This is a genomic window from Streptomyces sp. NPDC002754 (assembly GCF_053592315.1).
This window is the reverse complement of sequence record NZ_JBSFVM010000003.1, coordinates 1-20,235: the sequence shown is the minus strand read 5'-3', so window position 1 is coordinate 20,235 and position 20,235 is coordinate 1. Positions and strand designations below refer to the sequence as shown.

Below are 20,235 nucleotides of genomic sequence, written 5' to 3'. Positions count from 1 at the left end.
GGGCCCACACGCCGGCCGATCCGGAATTAATGCGCCAACCCCTTGTGCAACCCCCGGCCGCTCCCTAAAGTCCCGCCGTCTCTCAAAGAAAGACGGTGTCATGAATACTGTGACAAGCGCCGCGACGCCGGGGCCACCACGGCCCGCCACTCCTCCCCTGGCCACGGTCGTGAAGGCGCTGGCCCTGCTCGACTCGCTGGCCGACGCGACGGAACCCGTCCGGGTCTCGTCCCTCGCCCGGGCCATGGGCACATCGCGGGCCGAGACACACCGCCAGCTGGTCACCCTGGAGGTGGCCGGCTGGATGGAGCAACTCCCGGACGGCGCCTACCGGTTGACACTGCGCCCGGCCCATCTGGGACACGCCGCCCTGCGCCAGGCCGGCATCGGTGAGCGTACGGCTCCGCTGGTCGAGGGCGCCGCGCGGCAGGCGGGCGAGGTCGTCAGCATCACCGTGCTCGACACGGACACCGCGCGGGTCGTCCAGCGCGCCGATCCGGGCCGGTCCCTGCACGCCACGCTGCTCCTCGGCGACCGGCTGAGCCTGACCACCAGCGCGTCCGGACGGCTGCTCGCGGCACTGTCCGCCAATGACATCACGGAGCCGCTGCGCACCCGGGGTGTCACCCTGCCCGACGCCGACGAACTCGCCGTCATCAACGGCACCCGGTGGGCCACGTCCACCGACGACGACGAGGACGGCATCGCCGCGCTCGCCGTCCCGCTGTGCCGCCCCGGCGGCCGGGTCGTCGCGGCCCTCAGCGTGCACGGACCACGTGAGCGCATCACCACGGCCGACGCGCTCGCCGTGCTGCGACCGGCCGCCCACGAGATCGAGCAGCTGCTCCGGCTCGACACCAGCGGGGCCCTCGGCCTGCACGGCTGACCCCTCAGCCCCTCCCCCAGCCATTTCCCGGCCGCCCACTCCCCGGGCCCGTCGGGCGTACCACCCACACACGATCAGGACTGCGTATGAACGTGCCCCTTTCCGTCGTCGAACCCGCCGGGCGCACCCCGGACCGACTCCCGGGACGGCTCCCGGACCAGCTCCTGCGGCCCGAGCGCCTGGCCCAGATCCCGCCCACCCGGCTCAGCGCGAGCCGCGCCCTGGTCAACCGCATGGTGACGCAGGCGTGGCGGGTCGAGCGGATCGAGTTCGCCATCGACGAGCAGGCCCGCGGCCGCGCCCGCTACCGCGTCTGGACGCCGGGCGGACCCATCGACTTCGTCGCCTTCTCCTTCAGGCCGCGCCTCGAGGGACGTACCAGCCGCATCGTCGGCACCGACTGGGACATGACGGGTGCGCTCTTCGACGGCACCGCGGACGAGAGTGAACTCGCGCACACCGAACGGGAGATGCCGAAGCTGTACGGCGGCCGGGCCACCGCGCACACCTTGGTGTGGTGCCGCTCCAACCGCAGCCTGCGACTGTTCGAGGACGTCGTCTCCAGCCTCGCGGACGGGCGGCAGCCGGACGCCCAACGCCTCTGGGACGTCGGGTACTTGATGCGCAACACCGGCCTCGACGGGAACGGCACCTTCGGCACCCGCTCCTTCGCGGCGCTGCCCGACAACCACCCGCTGGCCGCGCCGCTGCACGCCCAGATGCTCGCCGCGTACCTGATGCGCGAGTTCGCGGCGGACCTCGCGGAGCACCTGGCCCGGCACCGCAACCCCGAGGCCCCCGCGCTCGACCCGGAGCTGCGACGCCGTCTGGGTCTCGGCAACGCGTCCGCGCTCGGCCTCGTCTTCTTCGCCAACAACCACCCCCGGCTCGTCGACCGGTTGCTCGGCCTGCGCGAACAGGCCCTCGCGCAGGCCCTCGACGCGCGGCGCGGCACGCCGCACCTGGCCGCCGTACGACAGCTCATCGAACGCACAGCGCGCTTCCACGCCCAAGACCCCACCGTCTACGACCAGTTCGACCCGCCGGCCGCACTCGCCCGCTCCCTGCACCGGGCCCTTGCCCTCCTGGACGGTCTGGAGCGGCCGGGCGACGACGACGCGCTCCCCCGCCTGTGGGCCCTGTGGAACGCGGAGTTGGACGAGCGGGCCGTCGAGACCCTGGCCGGTGTGCTCATCGACAGCGTGCCGGACCTCACGGATCCACTCGTCGAGGCGCAGCGGGTCGACGAGACACTCACCGCCACGCCGCAGCAGACGGCCGGGGCCCTCCTGGAGTACCTCGACACCGCCTACCGCTGGGCGCTCGACCTGGACCTGTCCGCGCCCGGCGCGCTGCGTCACATCTGGTACAAGTCCCGCGCCGCGGAGGAGCCCCGACGCGGGCCGCGCGAGGAGGTCGCCGAAGGCCTCGACTGGCAGCTCAACGTGCCGCGTTCGGTGCAGGCCCTGTACGCGGACCTGAGGGCGGCCGATCCGCGCGAGACCACGGGAGCGTTCTGCGTGCGCCGTCCCGAGCACCGGGACACCGTGGCACGGGTGCAAGGACTCGCCGATCTGGCCCTGCACAGCCCGCACATGAACATCGCCGACGACGCGTTCGTGCCCGCACACCTCGTACGGTTCCTCAACTCGGCGGTCCACGGCCTGGACAAGACCGCCGACTCCGCGGGGCGCAACGTTCTCGGCCTGCTCTTCCACGGCGCGCCCACGCGCCATGCCATCCATCGAAACACCCACGACGACTGGACGCTGCCCGCACGACCGGCCGCCGCCGCCCCCGCCCGCACCGAGGAGAACGCGTGACCTCCACCCCTTCCCACCTGCGCGTATCGGTCCGCGAGCTGCGCCTCATGACCGGCCGGGTGCTGCTGACCACCGCGATCCCGTTCGGTTCCGTGGCGGCGACCCGGGACATCGTCGTCGGCGCCGAGACACACGGACTCGGCGGCCTGGCCGGTCTGCTGGACGCACTGCCCGCTCTGCGCGCCCGGCACCTTCGGCCCCAACTGGACGGCACCACAGCCCAGTTCCCCGCCCCCGACACGCAACCCGCGCTCGCCACGGCCGCCGACCTCCTCGACCTCGCCGTAGCCACCGCCCACACCGACGGCTCCGCGTCCTTCACCGCCCCCGGCGACGACTGGACCGTCCGCGCCCTGCCACCCCTGGCCCGCCGCCACGGCGTGGAGCTGACCCTCACCGGGTCCACGGTCACCGCGAGGCCCGCCCTCGACGGCCCACATCCCGAACCCGACGCCGCCGAGCTGCGCGCCCTGACATACGGGGTGCCGGTCGCGGCCGCACTGTGGCAGCGCTACGTCGCCGAGGCCGAGGCCGCGCTGACCCCGGATACCGCACTGTCCCGCACACACGCCGGTGACTCCCTCTTCGGCCCCGGCGGCGAGATCCTCGCGGAGGTCGGCGAGGACGAGCCGGTGGAGGTCGCCTCGTGACCACCACCGCGCCGACCCCCGCCCGCGACACACCACTCCTCATCGACGGCCTGCAATGCGGCCCCTACGACCGCGACGTCTTCCTCCAACTACGCGCCGGTGGTGTCACCTGCGCGACGGCCACGGTCGCGTTCTGGGAGGACGCGGTCGAGACCATGGACGCGCTCGCCGCCTGGCACGACCTGCTCGCCGCCAACGCCGACCTCGTCGTCCCCGCTCGCACCGCCGCCGCCATCGAAGAGGCGAAGGCGCAGGGCCGCACCGCCATCCTCCTGGGGGCGCAGAACGCCAGCCCGCTCCAGGGCCGGCTCGGATTCGTGCGGCTCTTCCACGACATGGGGCTGCGCGTGATGCAGCTGACGTACAACAACAACACCGAGTTCGGCGGCTCATGTTACGAGGAGTCGGACCCGGGGCTCACCCGCTTCGGCCGCGAGGTCGTCCGCGAGATGAACGCGGCCGGGATGCTGGTCGACCTCTCGCACTCCGGCGAACGCACCCGGCGGGACGCCATCGAGCACTCCGCGCTCCCGGTGGCCCTCACCCACGCCAACCCCCGTTCCCTGTACGACCATCCGCGCAATGCCGACGACACCACGCTCAAGGCGCTCGCCGCGCGGGACGGTGTCGTGGGCCTCGCCACGTACCGCTCCATCTGCGGGCACTATGCGCGCACCCTGGACGACTGGTGCGCGATGGTGGCTCGCACGGTCGACCTCGTCGGTGTGCGGCACGTCGCCATCGGGACGGACCTGAGCCCGAAGGCGGGGGCGGCGGAGTTCGCGTGGATGCGCAAGGGGCGCTGGACACGCGGCGAACAACGCGGCGCGGACCTCGGTACGTCTCCGGGCTCCGACACGGACACCGGCGAGTGGCTTGCCGACGCATCCGGCCTCTCCCAAGTAGCAGGCCGACTGGTCGAGTTCGGCTTCGCACCCGAGGAGGCGCACGCGGTGGCCGGAGGCAACTGGCTGCGCCTCTACTCCACCGTCTTCGAGGGCGGCGACGGCAGTTGAGCCACACGGTCGGGCGGCCCGCTGCAACGGTCCGCCCGACCCACAACCCGCCCACCTCGGGCGGCCCCTGCTCCACGGCAATGGACGGGCCGCCCTCCGAGCGAAAGGCCGACGGGCCATGACATCTGAGCAGACAGCGAACATGCCACGCAAACCGGCACAGGGCCCGGACCCGTCCGGAGCCGCGCCACCCTCGGACGACCGGGACGAACGCGCCGCCCGGCTGACCGCCCGCATCGACCGGCTCCCCATGACATGGGTGCAGGGCCGCATCCTCACGCAGGGCGGCCTCAGCACCACCCTGGACGGGCTCGACCTGGGCATCATGTCCTTCCTGCTGCCGCTGATCACCACGGCGTTCGCCCTCACCGGCAGCGAGCAGGGCCTGATCGCGAGCGCGACGCTCGCCGGCGCGCTCGTGGGCGACCTGTCACTCGCCCTCCTCGGCAACCGCGTGGGCCGCAAGCCACTGCTCCTGTGGTCCCTGGTCCTCTACAGCGGCTGCACGCTGCTGTCGGCCGCCGCCCCCGACTTCGGGTTCCTGCTGGCCCTGCGCTTCCTCGCGGGTGTGGGCGTGGGTGTCAACGTCAACATCGTGATCCCGTACCTGGCCGAGTTCGCACCCCGCGAAAAACGCGCCACGTACGTCGGTTCCCTCGCCGGGTTCTTCGGCCTGGGGTACGTACTGGCCGCGCTGATCGGCACGTTCGTCGTGGCCCGGGTCGACCACGGGTGGCGCTGGGGCCTGGTCCTCGTCGGCCTGCCCGTGATCCTCGCCCTGTGGTGGCGGCGCAATCTGCCGGAGTCACCGCGCTACTTGCTGCTCAAGGGCCGCGACGACGAGGCCGAGGCGGTCGTCACCAGACTGGAGGAGACAGTCCGCGCACGTACCGGCGCGCCCCTGCCCGATCCCGAACCGCCGGGAACCGCCGCGCGCGACGAGGACCTGGGCGCGGCAGCGCAGTTCGCGGGCCTGTGGCGCGGACCGTACCTGCGGCAGACCATCGTGGTGTGGAGCATGTTCTTCGTCGCGAGCTTCGCCTACTACGGGTTCCTGACGTTCCTGCCCAGCATGCTGCTCGACCGGGGCATGAGCATCACCGACAGCTTCACGTACACGCTCCTGGTCGAGGTCGCCCAGGTACTCGGCTACTACCCCGCCGCCTGGCTGGCCGACCGGACCGACCGCAAGTGGTCGATCGTGACCTGCCTCGCCGCGTCCACCCTCTGCGCCTTCCTCGTCTCGCAGGCCGAGACCAACCTGTCGGTCCTCGTCCTCAGCCTGCTCCTCGGCTTCTTCCTCAACGGCCTCTACGCACCGCTGTACACCTACCTCCCGGAGGTCTACCCGACGCAGCTGCGCTCCATGGCAGCAGCCACGTCGGACGCCTTCAGCCGGATCGGCGGCATCGTCGCCCCCATGCTCATCGGCACGATGTACGCCTCCCTCCGCTTCACCGGCGTCTTCACCCTCATCTGCGCGGTCCTCGCCGCGGGCTGCGTCATCACCCTCACGCTGTCGACCGCGACGAAGGGGCGCTCACTGGAGAGGTTGTCCGGGTCGACGTCATAGGCGGCAGCGCCTCAACACCCCGTGAACCCCACCCCCTCCGCCCCAACCCCGCCGAGATCCGTCTCATAGCGGCTCAGCGCCGCCACCTTGTCAGCCGAGGAGCTGGTCGGGTCGAAGCGGTGTTGCAGCCATTCGGAGGCGAGTTTGCGGGCCAGTTCCAGGCCGACCACGCGCTGGCCCATGCACAGCACCTGCGCGTTGTTGCTCTTCACCGAGCGTTCCACGGAGTACGCGTCGTGGGCAGTCACCGCGCGAATGCCGGGGACCTTGTTCGCGGAGATCGCCACGCCGAGGCCCGTGCCGCAGATGAGCAGGGCGCGGTCGGCGCGGTCCTCGGCGACGAGGCGGGCCGCGGCCACGCCGATGTGCGGGTAGGCGGTCGTGCCGTCGGCCTCCACGCCGACGTCGAGTACTTCGGACACGCGCTCATCGGCCTGGAGATCGGCCTTGATGCGTTCCTTGTACTCGAAGCCGGCGTCGTCGCAGCCGACGACCAGACGCAGCCGGTCCGTCATGCCGTTGTCACTCCTTGTCGGTTCTGTTCGTGTGCGGGGCCCTGTGTGTGCGGCTGTCCTTGTGTGTGCGGTGACTCGGCCAGTGCCGTCACGATCAGGGCGAGTGAGGTCGCTCCCGCGTCGGGGGTGCCCACGCTGCGTTCCGCGAGCGGGCGGGCCCGGCCCACCTTGGGGCGCAGGTCCTTCGTCGCCTCGGCGGCGGCCGTCGCGGCCAGGGCCGCCGAGCGCCAGGACTCGGCCGGGTCGGCGCCGGAGTCCGTCGCGTGTTGCAGTGTGTCGGCGAAGGGGAGCAGGGCGTCCAGCATTGTCTTGTCGCCGGGCGTCGCGCGGCCCAGGTCGCCGATGGCGTCGGCGAACGCTCGTACGCCGGTGGCTACGTCGGCGGCCGTGTAGACGTCCGCGACGTCGTCCAGTGTGCGGCCGAACGCCTCAAGCGCCGCGCCCCACAGCACACCCGAGGTGCCGCCCGCGTACTCGGCCCAGGACTGGCCCGCCTGTCGCAGCAGCCATCCGGCGCCGGCCTCGCGGCTCGCCTGCTCGGCACACTCCGCGGCGAACCGGGCGCCGCGGACCATGCCACGGCCGTGGTCGCCGTCGCCGGCGACCGCGTCGATCCGGCCAAGCTCCTCCTCGTTGGCCACCATCGTGCGGTGGATGGTCGACAGGGCGGCGCGGATCCCGTCGGCGAACTCCCTTGCGGCGGGGGACGCTTGGGGGATCTCGGTGACTGCGGCCGTGCCGCTGTGAGCGTCGGTGGCGCGCAGGCCGGACAGGGGCGCGCGTGCCTTGCGGTATGCGGGGGTGTAGGCGTCGGCGCGCCAGCGAGGCTCCAGTTCCTCGTCCAGCCACATCAGGGTGAGTGAGCAGCCACCCATGTCGAGGCTGGTCACCAGCTCGCCCACTTCGGGGTCGACGATCTCGATCCCGCGCTCCCGCAGCCGTCCGGACACCCGGCCCCAGAGGAGGAAGAGTTCCTCGTACTTGGTGGCACCGAGGCCGTTGAGGATCGCGCCCACCCGGTGGCCCGCGGTGGGAGGTGTCTCCTGGAGGATGCGTTCGACCAGGAGGGCTGCGAGCTCGTCGGCCCTCAGCATCGGTACGTCCTCGATGCCCGGTTCGCCGTGGATGCCGAGGCCGAGGCCCAGGTGTCCCTCGGGCACCTCGAAGAGCGGCTCCCCCGCGCCCGGCAACGTACAGCCGGAGAAGGCGACGCCGAGGCTGCGCGTCGCGGCGTTGGCGGCCCGGCCGAGGCGTTCCACCTCGTCGAGGTCGAGGCCCTCGGCCGCCGCCGCGCCCATGACCTTGAAGACCGTGAAGTCGCCCGCGATGCCCCGGCGTTGGTCCTCATCCGGCGCGGATGCCACGTCGTCGGTGACGATGACGACGCGGGTGTCGATGCCCTCGGCGCACAGCCGGTCGGCGGCGATCTGGAAGTTCAGCACGTCTCCGGCGTAGTTGCCGAAGCTGAGGATCACTCCCCTGCCCTGGTCGGCGGCCTTGGCGACCGAGTAGACCTGGGTCGCCGACGGTGAGGTGAAGATGTTGCCCACCACGGCGCCGTCTGCCATGCCGGGGCCGACCGTTCCACAGAACGCCGGGTAGTGGCCGGAGCCGCCGCCGATGACGACCGCCACCTGCGGCCGTTCGCCGCGGTGTGCGACGACGCCTCCGGGTACTCCGCGCAACCGGTCCGCGTACAGGTCGAGAAAGCCGGCCAGTTGGTCCTCGGCGAAGTTCGCCGGGTCGTCGAAGAGTCTGGTCACGAGGGAACCTCCCAAAACAGCATCAGTGCGTCGCGTGCGTACGCGGTCGGATCAGCGGGCCATGGCGGTCGCGGCCTGCTCGTCCTCTGAACTCGGCTCGCTCTGAGGGACGTTGAGGAACGAGACCATCACGAAGGCCGCGCCGTACAGCACGACGAACGCCCACACCACTCCGGCGTTGCCGAGCCCGACCGACAGCACGGCGGCGACCACCGCGGAGCCGAGGAACGAGGCACCACCGGCCGCCGTGGTGTACATGGCCATGGCCGCGCCCTTGAACTCCGCCGGTACGAGCGCCGGCATGATCGCGCCCATGGGTACGAACCCGGCGAGCAGGCAGCCGAACACACAGCCCGCGACGACGGACACCCAGAAACCCCAGGTGGAACCGGCGGGCACCAGCTGCGGCACGTACCACCAGGCGAGCAGCCCGATGGAGGAACCGAACACACCGAACCACTGCACGGTGCGGCGCCATCCCCAGCGGTCGCCGATCGCGCCGAACAGGGCGTTGACGAGGATGTTCGTCGCGTAGACGAGGACGGTCATGGTGAGCCAGCGGCTCTGTCCCCAGCCCCGGTCGTCCGCGATCACGCCCGGCAGGATGATGAACATGCCGTACTGCGGCGCGGTGTTGATCAGGCGGACCAGGAAGCCCATCAGGACCTTGGGCTGACGTGCCGTCAGGCGCAGTCCTGCGGACAGGACTTCGAAGGAGGTCTTGTCGTCCGGGGCCACCCGCTGCGATCCGTGCGGCTCCTTGACGGCGAACCGGGCGATCAGGAAACCGATCACCACCAGCGCGGTGGAGGCCGCCATGGCGCCGGTCTCGCCGCCGGTCGAGCCACCGAACGCCGGGATCATCCCGAGCGCGAACAGCGAGCCCAGCGTGGGCAGTCCGCCGGTGAACATGACGTAGAACCAGCCGACCGCGGCGCCGTTGCGCTCCTTCGGCGATACGAGGTTCACCCACACCAGGAAGGCGAAGGCGAACAGCGGGTAGCCGAAGCCGCGCAGGAAGTAGGTCAGGAAGACCATCGGCATGCTGCCGGCGGCGAGGCCCGCCAGGAACAGCGCTTCGAAGACGACCCACACGACGGTGCCGAGCAGCATGACCCGCCGTGGGCCCCACAGGTCGGTGAGGGCTCCGGAGAGGTAGCTGCCGACCAGTACGGACACGCCGTACATGGAGATGATGGTGCTGGCTGTGGCGGTGGTGCTGCCCAGGACGTGTTCGATGTGCGGGGCGATGAAGTTGGACTCGGTGCCGTTGCCGGTCATGAAGACCAGGACGGCGACGAACCCCCAGCGCAGCGGGTGGGGTATGCCCATGCGGTCGAGCCGGGTCTCGTGGGCCTGCGCGGGCCCAGTGGCCGCGGCGCTCACGCGATCACCGCGTCGGCCTCGGAGTTGGGCAGGATGGACACCTTCACGGAGGCGCCGGAGGTGTCGGCGACCAGGTCGAGCGCCTTCTGGAAGTCGCGCAGGCCGAACTGGTGGGTGCAGATGTCCTCGACCGGTACCTTGCCCTCCTCCAGGAGGCGGATGGCGGCGGGCCAGCAGTGCGGGCCCAAGTGGGCGCCGCGGACGTCGAGTTCCTTGTCGTCGGAGATGATCGACCAGTCGACCGTGACGTCCGAGCCGAAGACCGAGTACTCGACGTAAGTGCCCAGCTTGCGCAGCAGGTTGAGGCGCTGCGAGACGGCGGGGGTCGCGCCGGTGCCTTCGAGGTAGACGTCGGCGCCGTAGCCGTCGGTCATCTCCTTGACGCGTGCGACGACGTCTTCCTTGGCGGGGTTGAGTACGATGTCGGCGCCCGTGCGACGGCCCAGTTCGAGCTTGTTGTCGTCCAGGTCGAGCGCGATGATCTTGAGCGGGTTCTTCTGCCGTGCGCCCGCGATGAGGCCCAGGCCGATCGGCCCGCAGCCGGCGACCACGACGACGTCCTCGAAGTGGATGTCGGCGCGCTCCACCGCGTGCAGCGCGCAGGAGAGCGGCTCGGCGTACGCGGCGTGGTGCGGCTTCAGGTCGTGCGAGACCTTGTGGGCGCGGGCCTTCGGCGGAACCACCATGTACTGCGCCATGGCTCCGTGGTGGTTGCGGAAGCCGAACATGTCGTGCGGTCCGCACATCCAGTACTGACCGCGCCGACAGTAGCGGCACTCCTCGCACGGCACGATCTGCTCGCAGGCGATGCGGTCGCCGACACTCACCCGCTGGGCGGCCAGCGCGGCGTCGTCACCCGCCACCACCACGCCGACGAACTCGTGACCGGGGATGATGCCGCGCTGCGCCCAGGCCGGGCGGTTCTCGTCGCCCCAGAACTTGGGGGCGCCGTGGTAGCACTTGAGGTCGCTCGCGCACACCCCCACCGCCTCGGTCCGCAGCAGTAGTTCGCCGGGACCGGGCGTGGGGACATCGACTTCTTCAAGGCGATAGTCCTCGGGCCCGTGGACGACCACGGCCTGCATTCGCTTCGGCACACTGATCACTACTACCTCCATTGGCAGTCGGCTCTTGCGCGGATGAGATGCGGTTGGGGACACGGATCCGTGTGGGGATGGATCCGGTGGGTTCGCGGTGTTGGCGGCTTGTTGAGGTGTGTCAGGACTCGGGCGATCCCGGGCGCAGCGCGGCGACCTGCACACGCACTCCGTCCTCGCGCAGCGCCTCCAACTCGACCCCGGAGATGCGCTCGTCGACGATGACAAGGTCGAAGTCGGAGAGCGGGGCGACCCGATGCAGCGCCCGTTTCCGGAACTTGGTGTGGTCGACGAGCAGGATCCGCCGCTGGGCCGCCTCCAGGAGTGCCCGCTTGACCAGGATCGCTTCCTGCGACTGGTGGTAGCAGTGTCCGTCCGCGACCGCCGAGGTCGAGATGAACACGGTGTCGGCGCGCAGGGGTTTGATGTGGTCGCAGGTCGCCATGCCCTGGAAGGCGTCGTAGTGCGGGTCGTAGCTGCCGCCGAGCGAGATCAGCTCGATACCGGGCCGGCCCGCCAGTGCGTTGACGATGGCGAGGAAGTTGGTGATGACGGTGAGCGGTCCGCTCTCGGGCAGCGCGCGGGCGAGGGCGAGCGAGGTGGTGCTGTCGTCCAGGAGGATCGCCTGACCGCGGTCGATGTGCTCCAACGCGGCCGTGGCCAGGGCCTTCTTGGCCTCGCCCTGCTGGGTCGTCCGGTAGCGGACGTTGCTCTCGAAGAGCACGGACTGCTGGGCCGTGGCCGCCCCGCGGGTCTTGCGGAGCCATCCCTCGTCGGCGAGGCGGTCCAGGTCGCGGTGGATGGTCATCACGCTGACCCCCAGCTCGCGCGCCAGGTCCTCGATCCGGGCCGAGCCCAATTCGAGCACCCGGTCACGGATGCGCTCCTGGCGTGCCTGCGGGCTCAGCAACTCGGCTGAACCATTGGGGAGTTCGTCGGGGGCCACAGCGTTTCCTTCCTGCCGTCGCCCGACAAGCTAACAGCGGACCCCTCAAACACAACACCCCTCGTGTTAGGAATGTGTTCTGTCTTGTGATGCGTGGCCGCGCTCCTGAGATGTTCGGCCGCGCTCGCGGTGCCGGGCCACGGCGTCGTTGTTGGCGCAGCGCACCGAGCAGTAGGTGCGGCGGCCGTTCCGGGAGGTGTCGACGAAGGCGAGCGCGCAGCTCCGGCGTGCGCAGCGGCCAAGCCGGTCGGCGTCGGCGGAGCAGATGACGTAGGCGAGTCCGGCCGCGGTGACGGCGCGGAGGTGTGCGGCCGCGTCGGCGCCGATCGCGCTGTAGTGCAGGTGGGGCCGCCCGTCGTGCAGGGAGATCCGGGGACTGGTCGAGGCGTCAGCGAGCAGTGCGTTGACCGCGTGGGAGCGCTCTCCGAGGTCCTGGCGCCCGAAGCACACGGCCAGGCGCCGGCTCCAGTCCCAGACCGACTCGGCCTGCGCCGTGGTGAGTGCGCGGTTCACGACACCGTGCGCGGCGAGCAGCGCCTCCAGGCTCTCGGGGCGTGGTGGTTCGGTCAGGTTGACCAGGTCGGCGGCCAGCCGGGCGGCCTCGCCGCCGTAATGGTTGAAGTGCATAAGGGCATTACAGCACCGTGGGGCGAGACGGGTGCCAACGATCGCGAAGGGCGCCGACGACGCGGAAGGCTCGAATGGACGTGCCGGTGAAGAGTTCCCGCCCCGGACGGCCCCGGGGAGCCGCGACGGCACCCGTGCTGATGCTCGCGCAGATCGCCAGCCTTCAGGTGGGTTCGGCGGTCGCGAAGGGGGCGTACGCGTCCGTGGGCCCGACGGCGGTGGCCGGTATGCGCCTGTTCTTCGCCGCCGTGATCATGTGGCTGCTCGTCCGGCCCCGGCTGCGGGGGATCACGGCCGCGCAGTGGCGCGCGGCCGTCGCGCTCGGCCTGATCCTCGCGTCCATGAACGTGGCGTACTTCCAGGCCATCAGCCGGCTCCCGATCGGCGTGGCCGCGACCCTCGAACTGCTCGGCCCGCTGGCCCTGTCGATCGCCCTGTCCCGCCGGATCGAGCACCTCGTGGTGGCACTGCTCGCGCTGGCGGGCGTACTGCTGCTGGCGACCCCCGGTGCCTCGCTGCCCGCCACCGGGCTTCTCCTGGGAGGCGTCGCCGCGGTGTGCCGGGCCGCGTACGTGGTCCTGAGCCGGCGGGTCGGGCGCCTGTTCCCGGACTGGACGGGGCTGACGCTCGCGTTGGCCGTGGGCGCCTGCGTGCTGACGCCGCTCACGGCCGTCACCGACGGGGGCCGGGTGGCGGCCCATCCGTCCGTCCTGTTCACCGGGCTCCTCGTGGCGCTGCTGTCCTCGCTGATCCCGTACTCGCTGGACATGACCGTACTGCGGCGCATCGACGCCCGTGCCTTTGGTGTGCTGCTGGCGCTGAGCCCCGCGGTGGCGGCCGGCGTCGGGTTCGCGCTGCTGCACGAGGAGTTGACCGGGAGGCAACTGGGGGCCGCCGCGTTGATCGTCGCGGCCGGTGTGTGGTCGGTGCGACGGGCCGCCCGACCCTCTGGGTCTCCGTAGCGGTGACGTACCGGAGCGGGCCCCGTCCAATCCGATGTGCGGCATGATCTTGCCCGCGATACGTTTCGGAAACCGGCCGGCTTTCGAGAGGGGCAGGTGGCGGGTGATGCGCCCCCAGAGATGGCGCCTCAATACGACTTCGCATGTGCCACGGTTCTCCCTGCTCGTGCCACTGTTGGGTTTTCTCGCGGGTGGCGTATGGGGAGTGGTCACCACCGAAATCGACCAGTTCCTGTCCTCCGGCCTTTCAGGCGACCCGGATTTTCAGGCGTTCCGCGATCCGAGCCGGGCGGTCATCGAATCGGTCGGGCCGCCCATGCTCACGTTCATCGGCGTGGTCTTCTCCCTGACCCTGGTGGCCGTTCAGATGGCCGCCGAGAACCTCACGCCTCGCGTAGTTCGATTGTTCGTGCAGAGCCGCGTGACAAAAACCGCCCTGGCGCTGTTTCTGGGAACGTTTTTCTACACGCTCGTGGTTCGTTATCTCTCCCTGCACGTCGAGGACAGGAAGGGACGGGAGAACGAATTCGTCCCGTTTCTGTCCGGCTTCTTCACCATGGTGCTGGTGACCTGCTGCGTCCTCGCCTTCATCGCATACGTGCAGCACACGCTGCGGCTGATGCGCTTGAACGAGGTCATCGACCTGCTGATGTGGGAGACGCTCAAGAGCGTGCGCCTGGTCCAGACACTGAGCAGGAAACAAGAGTCCTCTCGAGCGGAAACCCGCGTCGTGGAACACGAGGTGCCGCATGCCGCGTTCCCAGGCGTGCTGAACGGATTCCACAGGAAAGCGATGGTCAAGGAAGCGGCCAGAAGTAAATGCCAACTGCGGTTGCTGGCCCGTACAGGGGACTATCTCGTACCTGGCAGTCCGCTTTTCGTGGTGCACGAAACGGAGCACGTCGCGGTTCCCCGACCGGAACGTTTTCGGCGGCACATCCGCATCGGCAGCGAACGAGGTTCGGTGGAGGACGTGGCCTTCGGACTTCGGCAGCTCGTGGACATCGGACTGCGAGCACTGTCCGGCTCGGTCAACGACCCCACCACCGCCGTGCAGGTACTCGACCGCATCCAGGTCGTTCTCACCGCCTGTGTACAAGCGTCGTGGGGAAGCATCGAGCACCGCGACAAGGCGGGCGTCGTCCGGCTCGTCGAAATCTCTCCCTCGTGGGACGACCTCGTGACTCTCGGGTGCGAGGAGATGCTCCTGCACTGCGGTCCCGCGCCCCAGGTGACGCGACGCTTCGCGGCCCTCCTGCGGGACCTGGAGGCCCTCACTCCGCCCGACCGGCGCGAGGTGGTGACGGGCTACCGGAAACGCCTGGAGCAGCACGTGGAGCGCGTCTTCCCCGACCCCGAGCGACGGCTCTTCGCCGCCGTTCCGGACCGGCAAGGGATCGGATGACCATGCACACGCCGCCGGCCGAGAGGAGCGACCGTGGGATCATGGTTCACGCATGAAATCGTCGACCAGGGGCAGCTCCCGCTGTTCTGTCTCCTGGCCGCGTTCATCGTCACCTTCGGGTTCATCCGGTTCAGCGTGCGCATGATCCGGGCCCAGGTGCGGTGGTGGCCCGGCAACGTGACGCCGGGCGGCCTCCACATTCACCACGTGGTCTTCGGTGTGGTGTTCATGCTGCTGGGCGGCGCGGGCTTGATTGCCGTCCGCAGCCCCTCGACCGCGGTGCAGTCCTCTCTGGCCGTCCTCTTCGGCATCGGGGCCGCTCTGGTGCTCGATGAGTTCGCGCTCATCCTGCATCTTCGCGATGTCTACTGGCAGCGTGAGGGGCGGGCCTCCGTCGAGGCCATCTTCGTGGCCGTCGCGGCCATCAGTCTGATGCTTCTGGGATTCCGCCCGGTAGGGATCATCAGCGAAGAAGACGACCTTGGCGACGCCACGTCCATGGCGATCTCAGTCGTCTTTTGGCTGCTACAGGCTTCTCTCGCCGTGATCACGCTCCTCAAGGGCAAGTTGTGGACCGGCCTGATCGGCGTGTTCATCGGCCTGTTCCTCGTTGTGGGCGCCATCCGCCTGGCACGGCCGAATTCTCCGTGGGGCCGGTCGCGCTATGCCCCGGGTTCCCGGAAGGCCATCGCTTCCCGTAGGCGGGAGGCCCTGTGGTGGACGCCCGTCAACCAAAAGAAGATCGCAGTGCAGGAACTCCTCGCGGGCAAACACAACCAGGCACCCGTGCAGCCGCCACGTGAGACGGACGGGGATTCCAGGTAACGGGGATTCGAGTTAACCGGGATTCCAGATAACCGGGGGATTCCAGCCAAAGGGACGGAAGGGATACCCCGCATGGCATCCAGTGTTTCGACCGAGCCCCACACCACGGCGTCGCCCGAGGGTGACAGCTCCGGACAGTGGACGCGGAAGGTACCGAGGGCCGTCTCCGCCGCCTTCGCCGTCGTAGCGGTCTACTGTGCGCTGATCTCGGTCGTCGCGCCGCTGCGCCGCCTCCTGCACCCCGTCACGCGCTTCCTGGACACACTCACCGTCCCGGTCAGCGCCAACCTGGCGTACGCGGCCTTCCTGCTGCTGCTCGCCGGTGCGACCGCGGCCCGCAAGAAGGTCGCCTGGTGGCTGGTCGTGGTCTACCTCGCGCTGCTGGTCGCGGTGGACGTGCTGGGTGTCTGCTTCGGGCTGTTCGCCGAGTCGCTTCCCTCGCTGATCGTGTGCGCGCTCATCCTCGTCGTGCTGCTCCTGGCTCGCCGCGAGTTCTACGCGAGGACACGGCACGGGTCACTGCGCCGGGCGCTGTCGGCCCTGCTGCTCGGACTCGTCGTGGCCGTCCTCACCGGCTGGGGGCTCGTCGCGGTCTTCCCCGGCACGCTCCGGGCCGGTCAGCGTCTGCTCTGGGCGGCCGACAAAGTCTGTGGCGGACTGGTGTCGGCGAGCCACTACGACGGCACTCCGCCCCGCCCGCTGACCTTCCTTCTCGGGCTCCTCGGTGCCCTGGTTCTTCTCAACGCCTGCGCGGTCCTGTTCCGCTCGCAGCGCATGGAAGCGGCCCTGCACGGTGACGAGGAGCCCCGCCTCCGTCACCTGCTCGACGCCTATGGCGAGCACGACTCCCTGGGCTACTTCGCCACCCGCCGCGACAAGGCAGTGGTGTTCTCGCCCAGTGGCAAGGCAGCCGTCACCTACCGCGTGGAAGCAGGTGTCTGTCTCGCCAGCGGTGACCCCGTCGGTGACCGGGAGGCCTGGCCCCACGCGATCGCCGCATGGCTGGACGTGGCTCGCAGGTTCGGCTGGTCCCCCGCGGCGATGGGTACCTCCGAGGACGGGGCGACCGCCTTCGCCCGGGCCGGCCTCGGCGCGCTGCAACTGGGCGACGAAGCCATCCTGCACACCTCCGCATTCGACCTCGGCCACCGGGACATGCGCGTCACCCGGCAAGCGGTCGGCCGTGTGCGCCGCAGCGGTGCCACGTGCCGCATCCGCCGCCACTCCAGCCTCACCGAACAGGAGATGCGAGAGGTCGTCGACAAGGCGGACGCCTGGCGGGACACCGAGACCGAACGCGGATTCTCCATGGCCCTCGACCGGCTCGGCGACCCACTCGACGGTGACTGTCTGCTGGTCGAGGCCCTCGGCACGGACGGCCGGCTGCTGGCGCTGCTGTCCTTCGTGCCCTGGGGCAAGGACGGCGTGTCCCTGGACCTGATGCGCCGTGACCGCAGCGCCCCCAACGGCGTCACCGAGTTCATGGTCGCCGAACTCTGCGAGGCCGCCGCCCGGTTCGGCATCCGCCGGATCTCGCTCAACTTCGCGGTGTTCCGCTCCGCGTTCGAGGAAGGCGCGCGGATCGGCGCGGGCCCGGTGCTGCGGCTGTGGCGCAGACTGCTCCTCTTCACCTCCCGCTGGTGGCAGTTGGAGAGTCTGTACCGCTCCAACGCCAAATTCCGCCCCCAGTGGTACCCCCGCTTCATCTGTTACGCGGACGCGGCCGCCCTCGCCCGGATCAGCCTCGCCTCCGGTATCGCCGAGGGCTTCGTCTCCGTCCCTTCCCTTCGCCGCCTGTGGGGCAAGGGCCACAGCAACGCCTCCGTGGTCACCGCCCCCGCGACCACCGGACACCTGCCGCCCATCGAGGCCCTGCACTTGACCCCGGACGAGACCGGGGACGGCAGGTCCTCGCGGCAGCCGGAGCAGGTGCGCCTGCGTCACCGCAAGCTCGACCGGCTCCTCGCGAAGGGCGTCGACCCCTACCCCGTGGCGGGGCTCGCCCACACCCACACACTGGACCAGGTGACCGCCGACCTCGGTGGCGAACGGGTCACCGTCGCGGGCCGACTGATGCTGGTACGCGACTTCGGCGGCATCGTCTTCGCCGTGCTGCGCGACTGGTCGGGCGACCGGCAGCTCGCGCTCAGCCGTGACCGCGCCGGCCAGGACCTCATCGACACGTTCACGGCCGACACCGATATCGGCGACCACCTCACGGTCACCGGCGAGGTCGGAGCCAGTGACAGCGGCGAGGTCACCGTCTTCGTCACCGACTGGAGACTCACCGGCAAGTGTCTGCGCCCGCTGCCGGACAAGTGGCACGGCCTCTCCGACCCCGAGGCCAAGGTCCGGCGCCGCTACCTCGACCTCGTGACCAGCCCCGACACACGCGACGTCGTACGCGCCCGGTCCGTGGCGGTGCAGGCGCTGCGCCAGGGCCTGTTGGAGCGCGGCTACCTTGAGGTCGAGACGCCGATGCTGCAGCAGATCCACGGCGGCGCCAACGCCCGCCCCTTCACCACCCACATCAACGCCTACGACCTCGACCTGTACCTGCGCATCGCGCCCGAGCTCTACCTGAAGCGGCTCTGCGTCGGCGGCCTGGAGAAGGTCTTCGAGATGGGCCGCACCTTCCGCAACGAGGGCGTCTCCTACAAACACAACCCCGAGTTCACGATGCTGGAGGCGTACCAGGCCCACGCGGACTACGACGTGATGCTCGACCTCACCCGCGAGCTGATCCAGGGCGCCGCCGTCGCCGCCTTCGGCTCGCCCGTCGCCCGCAAGGACGGCATCGAGCACGACATCTCGGGTCACTGGCCGGTGAAAACGGTGTACGGAGCCATCTCCGAGGCGCTCGGCGAGACGGTCGACGCGGACACCGAGCTGCCGCGGTTGCTGCGGCTCTGCGAGCGGGCCCAGGTCCCCTGCGCGCCCGACGAGTCCCGCGGGGACGTCGTGCTGGAGATGTACGAGCGGCTCGTCGAGAAGCAGACCCAACTGCCCACCTTCTACAAGGACTTCCCGACCGACGTCTCGCCGCTGACCAGGCAGCACCGCGGCGACCCCAGACTCGCCGAACGCTGGGACCTCGTCGCCTTCGGGACGGAACTCGGCACCGCATACAGCGAGTTGACCGACCCGGTCGAGCAGCGCCGCCGCCTCACCGCCCAGTCACTGCTGGCCTCCGGGGGCGACCCCGAGGCCATGGAGCTGGACGAGGACTTCCTCGACGCCCTCGAATACGCGATGCCGCCCACCGGCGGCCTCGGCATCGGCGTCGACCGGCTCGTCATGTTCCTCACCGGTCGCACCATCCGCGAGACCCTGCCCTTCCCCCTGGTCCGCCGCCACTGACGCGGAACTACGCTCGTCCTCTGGCCCGCCAACCCCGACGGAAAAGAGGACTGAGCTGCATGGCTGAAGGAACGAGACCGTCCGTCATACGCTCGCCCGGCGTCCCGCCACTGATGGTGGTGGTGCTCTGCTGCTTCTCGGGGTTCGCGCTGCTGCTGCCCGTGTCCCCCCAGTGGGCCCTGGAAGGAGGGGCCGACGAGTTCGGCGCCGGACTCGTCACCGCCGTCCTGATGGCCATGACGGTCGCCTCCCAGCTGTGCGTCAAAGCCACGCTCCGCAAGCTGGGGTGGGCGCGTACGTTCGCGCTCGGCGCCCTGCTGCTCGGTCTGCCCGCGCCCCTGCAGGCGCTCAGCGACAACCTGTGGGCGATCCTGGCCACCACGGCGCTGCGCGGAGCGGGTTTCGGCATCATGACGGTGTGCGGCTCCACCGCCGTGGCGGCGCTTGCCCCGCGTGGCCGTCAGGGCGCGGCCATCGGCCTGTACGGCCTGTCGATCGCGCTGCCGCAGATGGTGCTGACCCCGGCGGCGCCCGCCCTCGTCGCGGCCTTCGCCCTGCCCGCGATCCTCGCGTGCGGCATCCTCCCCGTGCTGGCCCTGCCCTTCGCGCCCGCCCTGGGACGCGCCCTCGACGCACACGCCGACACCCCCGCTCCGGGCCCTTCCGCTCCCCGCACGGCGGCGGGCGCCACGTTGCGGCGCATCCTGACGCCGGTGATCCTGCTGCTGCTCGTGACCGTGGCCGGCGGCGCGATCCTGACCTTCACCCCGCAGTTCGCCGGCACGCCGGGGGCGGCCGCCGGGGCGCTGGTCACGTTCACGGCGACCGCGGCGGTGACCCGCTGGGGCTGTGGTGTCCTGGCGGACAGGTTCAGTGCCCGGCCGCTCAACTTCGGCCTGCTGCTCGCGGCGTGCGTCGGCCTCGGCCTCGTCGCCTGGTCCGTCCGTTCCGGTACAGCGGCCCTCCCCGGCCTGCTGGCCGGACTTCTGCTGCTGGGCGCGGCGTACGGAGGGCTGCAGAGCGTCACCCTCGTGCAGGCGCTCAACCGCGCGGGCGCGGAGCACCGACACACCACCTCCGTCGCCTGGAACATCGGCTTCGACGCGGGCACCGGCCTCGGCTCACTCCTGCTGGGCCTCGCGGCCCAAGTGGCCACGTTCTCCACCGGCTTCCTCGTGATGGCGGTGGCCACGGGGATCGCGGCGGCCCTGACACTCCGGCCTCCCCGTGGCGGGTCGGCCACTCCCCCATCACCGCGCCGCGCCGCAGGCACCCCGGACATGAAGCGCGACTCCCTCTCGGACTGCTAGGGCGTGTTTCGAAAGTAGCGTCGTCCGCCCGGAGGGCGGGCCTCGCGGGGTCTGGTGCGTGCGATCGCAAGGCGCCGGAATGGTCTCGTAG

Annotated in this window: 16 protein-coding genes; 10 read left to right on the top strand and 6 right to left on the bottom strand. The window is 70.5% G+C overall.

What is annotated here, in order from left to right:
- Positions 1 to 100: 100 nt before the first annotated feature.
- From ACWD2L_RS09900 to ACWD2L_RS09880, 5 genes are all read left to right on the top strand, one after another.
- Positions 101 to 886, top strand: coding sequence for an IclR family transcriptional regulator (locus tag ACWD2L_RS09900; protein ID WP_451188240.1), 786 nt, complete (start codon positions 101 to 103; stop codon positions 884 to 886).
- A gap of 86 nt (positions 887 to 972) precedes the next feature.
- The gene (locus ACWD2L_RS09895) at positions 973 to 2,709 is read left to right on the top strand and encodes a hypothetical protein (RefSeq protein WP_451188237.1); all 1,737 of its coding nucleotides are present in this window, start codon (positions 973 to 975) and stop codon (positions 2,707 to 2,709) included.
- The gene (locus ACWD2L_RS09890; protein WP_451188234.1) at positions 2,706 to 3,359 is read left to right on the top strand and encodes a hypothetical protein; all 654 of its coding nucleotides are present in this window, start codon (positions 2,706 to 2,708) and stop codon (positions 3,357 to 3,359) included. The genes ACWD2L_RS09895 and ACWD2L_RS09890 overlap by 4 nt, the downstream gene beginning before the upstream one ends.
- Positions 3,356 to 4,375: a dipeptidase gene (locus tag ACWD2L_RS09885; RefSeq protein WP_451188231.1), complete on the top strand. Its 1,020-nt coding sequence runs from the start codon at positions 3,356 to 3,358 to the stop codon at positions 4,373 to 4,375. The genes ACWD2L_RS09890 and ACWD2L_RS09885 overlap by 4 nt, the downstream gene beginning before the upstream one ends.
- 142 nt (positions 4,376 to 4,517) lie before the next feature.
- Positions 4,518 to 5,948 (top strand): MFS transporter, encoded by a 1,431-nt coding sequence (locus tag ACWD2L_RS09880; protein WP_451188228.1) that lies wholly within the window; start codon positions 4,518 to 4,520, stop codon positions 5,946 to 5,948.
- A gap of 11 nt (positions 5,949 to 5,959) precedes the next feature.
- Here the strand turns inward: ACWD2L_RS09880 and ACWD2L_RS09875 are convergent, their stop codons facing one another.
- From ACWD2L_RS09875 to ACWD2L_RS09850, 6 genes are all read right to left on the bottom strand, one after another.
- The gene (locus tag ACWD2L_RS09875; RefSeq protein ID WP_451188225.1) at positions 5,960 to 6,463 is read right to left on the bottom strand and encodes a ribose-5-phosphate isomerase; all 504 of its coding nucleotides are present in this window, start codon (positions 6,461 to 6,463) and stop codon (positions 5,960 to 5,962) included.
- Positions 6,460 to 8,226: a dihydroxyacetone kinase family protein gene (locus tag ACWD2L_RS09870; RefSeq protein ID WP_451188222.1), complete on the bottom strand. Its 1,767-nt coding sequence runs from the start codon at positions 8,224 to 8,226 to the stop codon at positions 6,460 to 6,462. Before ACWD2L_RS09870 ends, ACWD2L_RS09875 begins: the two co-directional genes overlap by 4 nt.
- A 51-nt stretch (positions 8,227 to 8,277) precedes the next feature.
- Positions 8,278 to 9,612, bottom strand: coding sequence for an MFS transporter (locus ACWD2L_RS09865; protein WP_451188219.1), 1,335 nt, complete (start codon positions 9,610 to 9,612; stop codon positions 8,278 to 8,280).
- Positions 9,609 to 10,718, bottom strand: a complete 1,110-nt coding sequence (locus ACWD2L_RS09860; RefSeq protein WP_451188216.1) for an alcohol dehydrogenase catalytic domain-containing protein — start codon at positions 10,716 to 10,718, stop codon at positions 9,609 to 9,611. Before ACWD2L_RS09860 ends, ACWD2L_RS09865 begins: the two co-directional genes overlap by 4 nt.
- 112 nt (positions 10,719 to 10,830) lie before the next feature.
- A complete protein-coding gene (locus ACWD2L_RS09855) occupies positions 10,831 to 11,655 on the bottom strand; it encodes a DeoR/GlpR family DNA-binding transcription regulator (RefSeq protein WP_451188214.1) in 825 nt (274 codons plus the stop codon).
- 66 nt (positions 11,656 to 11,721) lie between these two features.
- Positions 11,722 to 12,282 (bottom strand): CGNR zinc finger domain-containing protein, encoded by a 561-nt coding sequence (locus ACWD2L_RS09850; RefSeq protein ID WP_451188211.1) that lies wholly within the window; start codon positions 12,280 to 12,282, stop codon positions 11,722 to 11,724.
- An 86-nt stretch (positions 12,283 to 12,368) separates the two neighbouring features.
- On the opposite strand from ACWD2L_RS09850, the gene ACWD2L_RS09845 reads away from it, so the two are divergent.
- The 5 genes from ACWD2L_RS09845 to ACWD2L_RS09825 all read left to right on the top strand — a co-directional run bounded on the left by ACWD2L_RS09845 (position 12,369) and on the right by ACWD2L_RS09825 (position 20,144).
- Positions 12,369 to 13,244 (top strand): EamA family transporter, encoded by an 876-nt coding sequence (locus ACWD2L_RS09845; protein ID WP_451188208.1) that lies wholly within the window; start codon positions 12,369 to 12,371, stop codon positions 13,242 to 13,244.
- A gap of 34 nt (positions 13,245 to 13,278) precedes the next feature.
- Complete coding sequence (locus tag ACWD2L_RS09840) at positions 13,279 to 14,649, top strand: DUF2254 domain-containing protein (protein WP_451188205.1); 1,371 nt, start codon at positions 13,279 to 13,281, stop codon at positions 14,647 to 14,649.
- 33 nt (positions 14,650 to 14,682) lie between these two features.
- Positions 14,683 to 15,474 carry a hypothetical protein gene (locus ACWD2L_RS09835; protein ID WP_451188202.1) on the top strand — a complete coding sequence of 264 codons (792 nt, stop codon included), beginning with the start codon at positions 14,683 to 14,685 and terminating at the stop codon, positions 15,472 to 15,474.
- A gap of 72 nt (positions 15,475 to 15,546) precedes the next feature.
- Positions 15,547 to 18,834, top strand: coding sequence for a bifunctional lysylphosphatidylglycerol synthetase/lysine--tRNA ligase LysX (gene lysX / locus ACWD2L_RS09830; protein WP_451188199.1), 3,288 nt, complete (start codon positions 15,547 to 15,549; stop codon positions 18,832 to 18,834).
- Between the two features lie 59 nt (positions 18,835 to 18,893).
- On the top strand, positions 18,894 to 20,144 hold the full coding sequence (locus ACWD2L_RS09825; RefSeq protein ID WP_451188196.1) for an MFS transporter: 1,251 nt from the start codon (positions 18,894 to 18,896) through the stop codon (positions 20,142 to 20,144).
- The last annotated feature ends 91 nt before the right edge of the window (positions 20,145 to 20,235 follow it).

Excerpts from the sequence above, each read along its gene's own strand:
- lysX (WP_451188199.1), top strand. The coding sequence starts at position 15,547 with ATGGCATCCAGTGTTTCGACCGAGCCCCACACCACGGCGTCGCCCGAG.
- ACWD2L_RS09875 (WP_451188225.1), bottom strand. The coding sequence starts at position 6,463 with ATGACGGACCGGCTGCGTCTGGTCGTCGGCTGCGACGACGCCGGCTTC.
- ACWD2L_RS09850 (WP_451188211.1), bottom strand. The coding sequence starts at position 12,282 with ATGCACTTCAACCATTACGGCGGCGAGGCCGCCCGGCTGGCCGCCGAC.
- ACWD2L_RS09840 (WP_451188205.1), top strand. The coding sequence starts at position 13,279 with ATGTGCGGCATGATCTTGCCCGCGATACGTTTCGGAAACCGGCCGGCT.
- ACWD2L_RS09895 (WP_451188237.1), top strand. The coding sequence starts at position 973 with ATGAACGTGCCCCTTTCCGTCGTCGAACCCGCCGGGCGCACCCCGGAC.
- ACWD2L_RS09900 (WP_451188240.1), top strand. The coding sequence starts at position 101 with ATGAATACTGTGACAAGCGCCGCGACGCCGGGGCCACCACGGCCCGCC.
- ACWD2L_RS09880 (WP_451188228.1), top strand. The coding sequence starts at position 4,518 with ATGCCACGCAAACCGGCACAGGGCCCGGACCCGTCCGGAGCCGCGCCA.
- ACWD2L_RS09825 (WP_451188196.1), top strand. The coding sequence starts at position 18,894 with ATGGCTGAAGGAACGAGACCGTCCGTCATACGCTCGCCCGGCGTCCCG.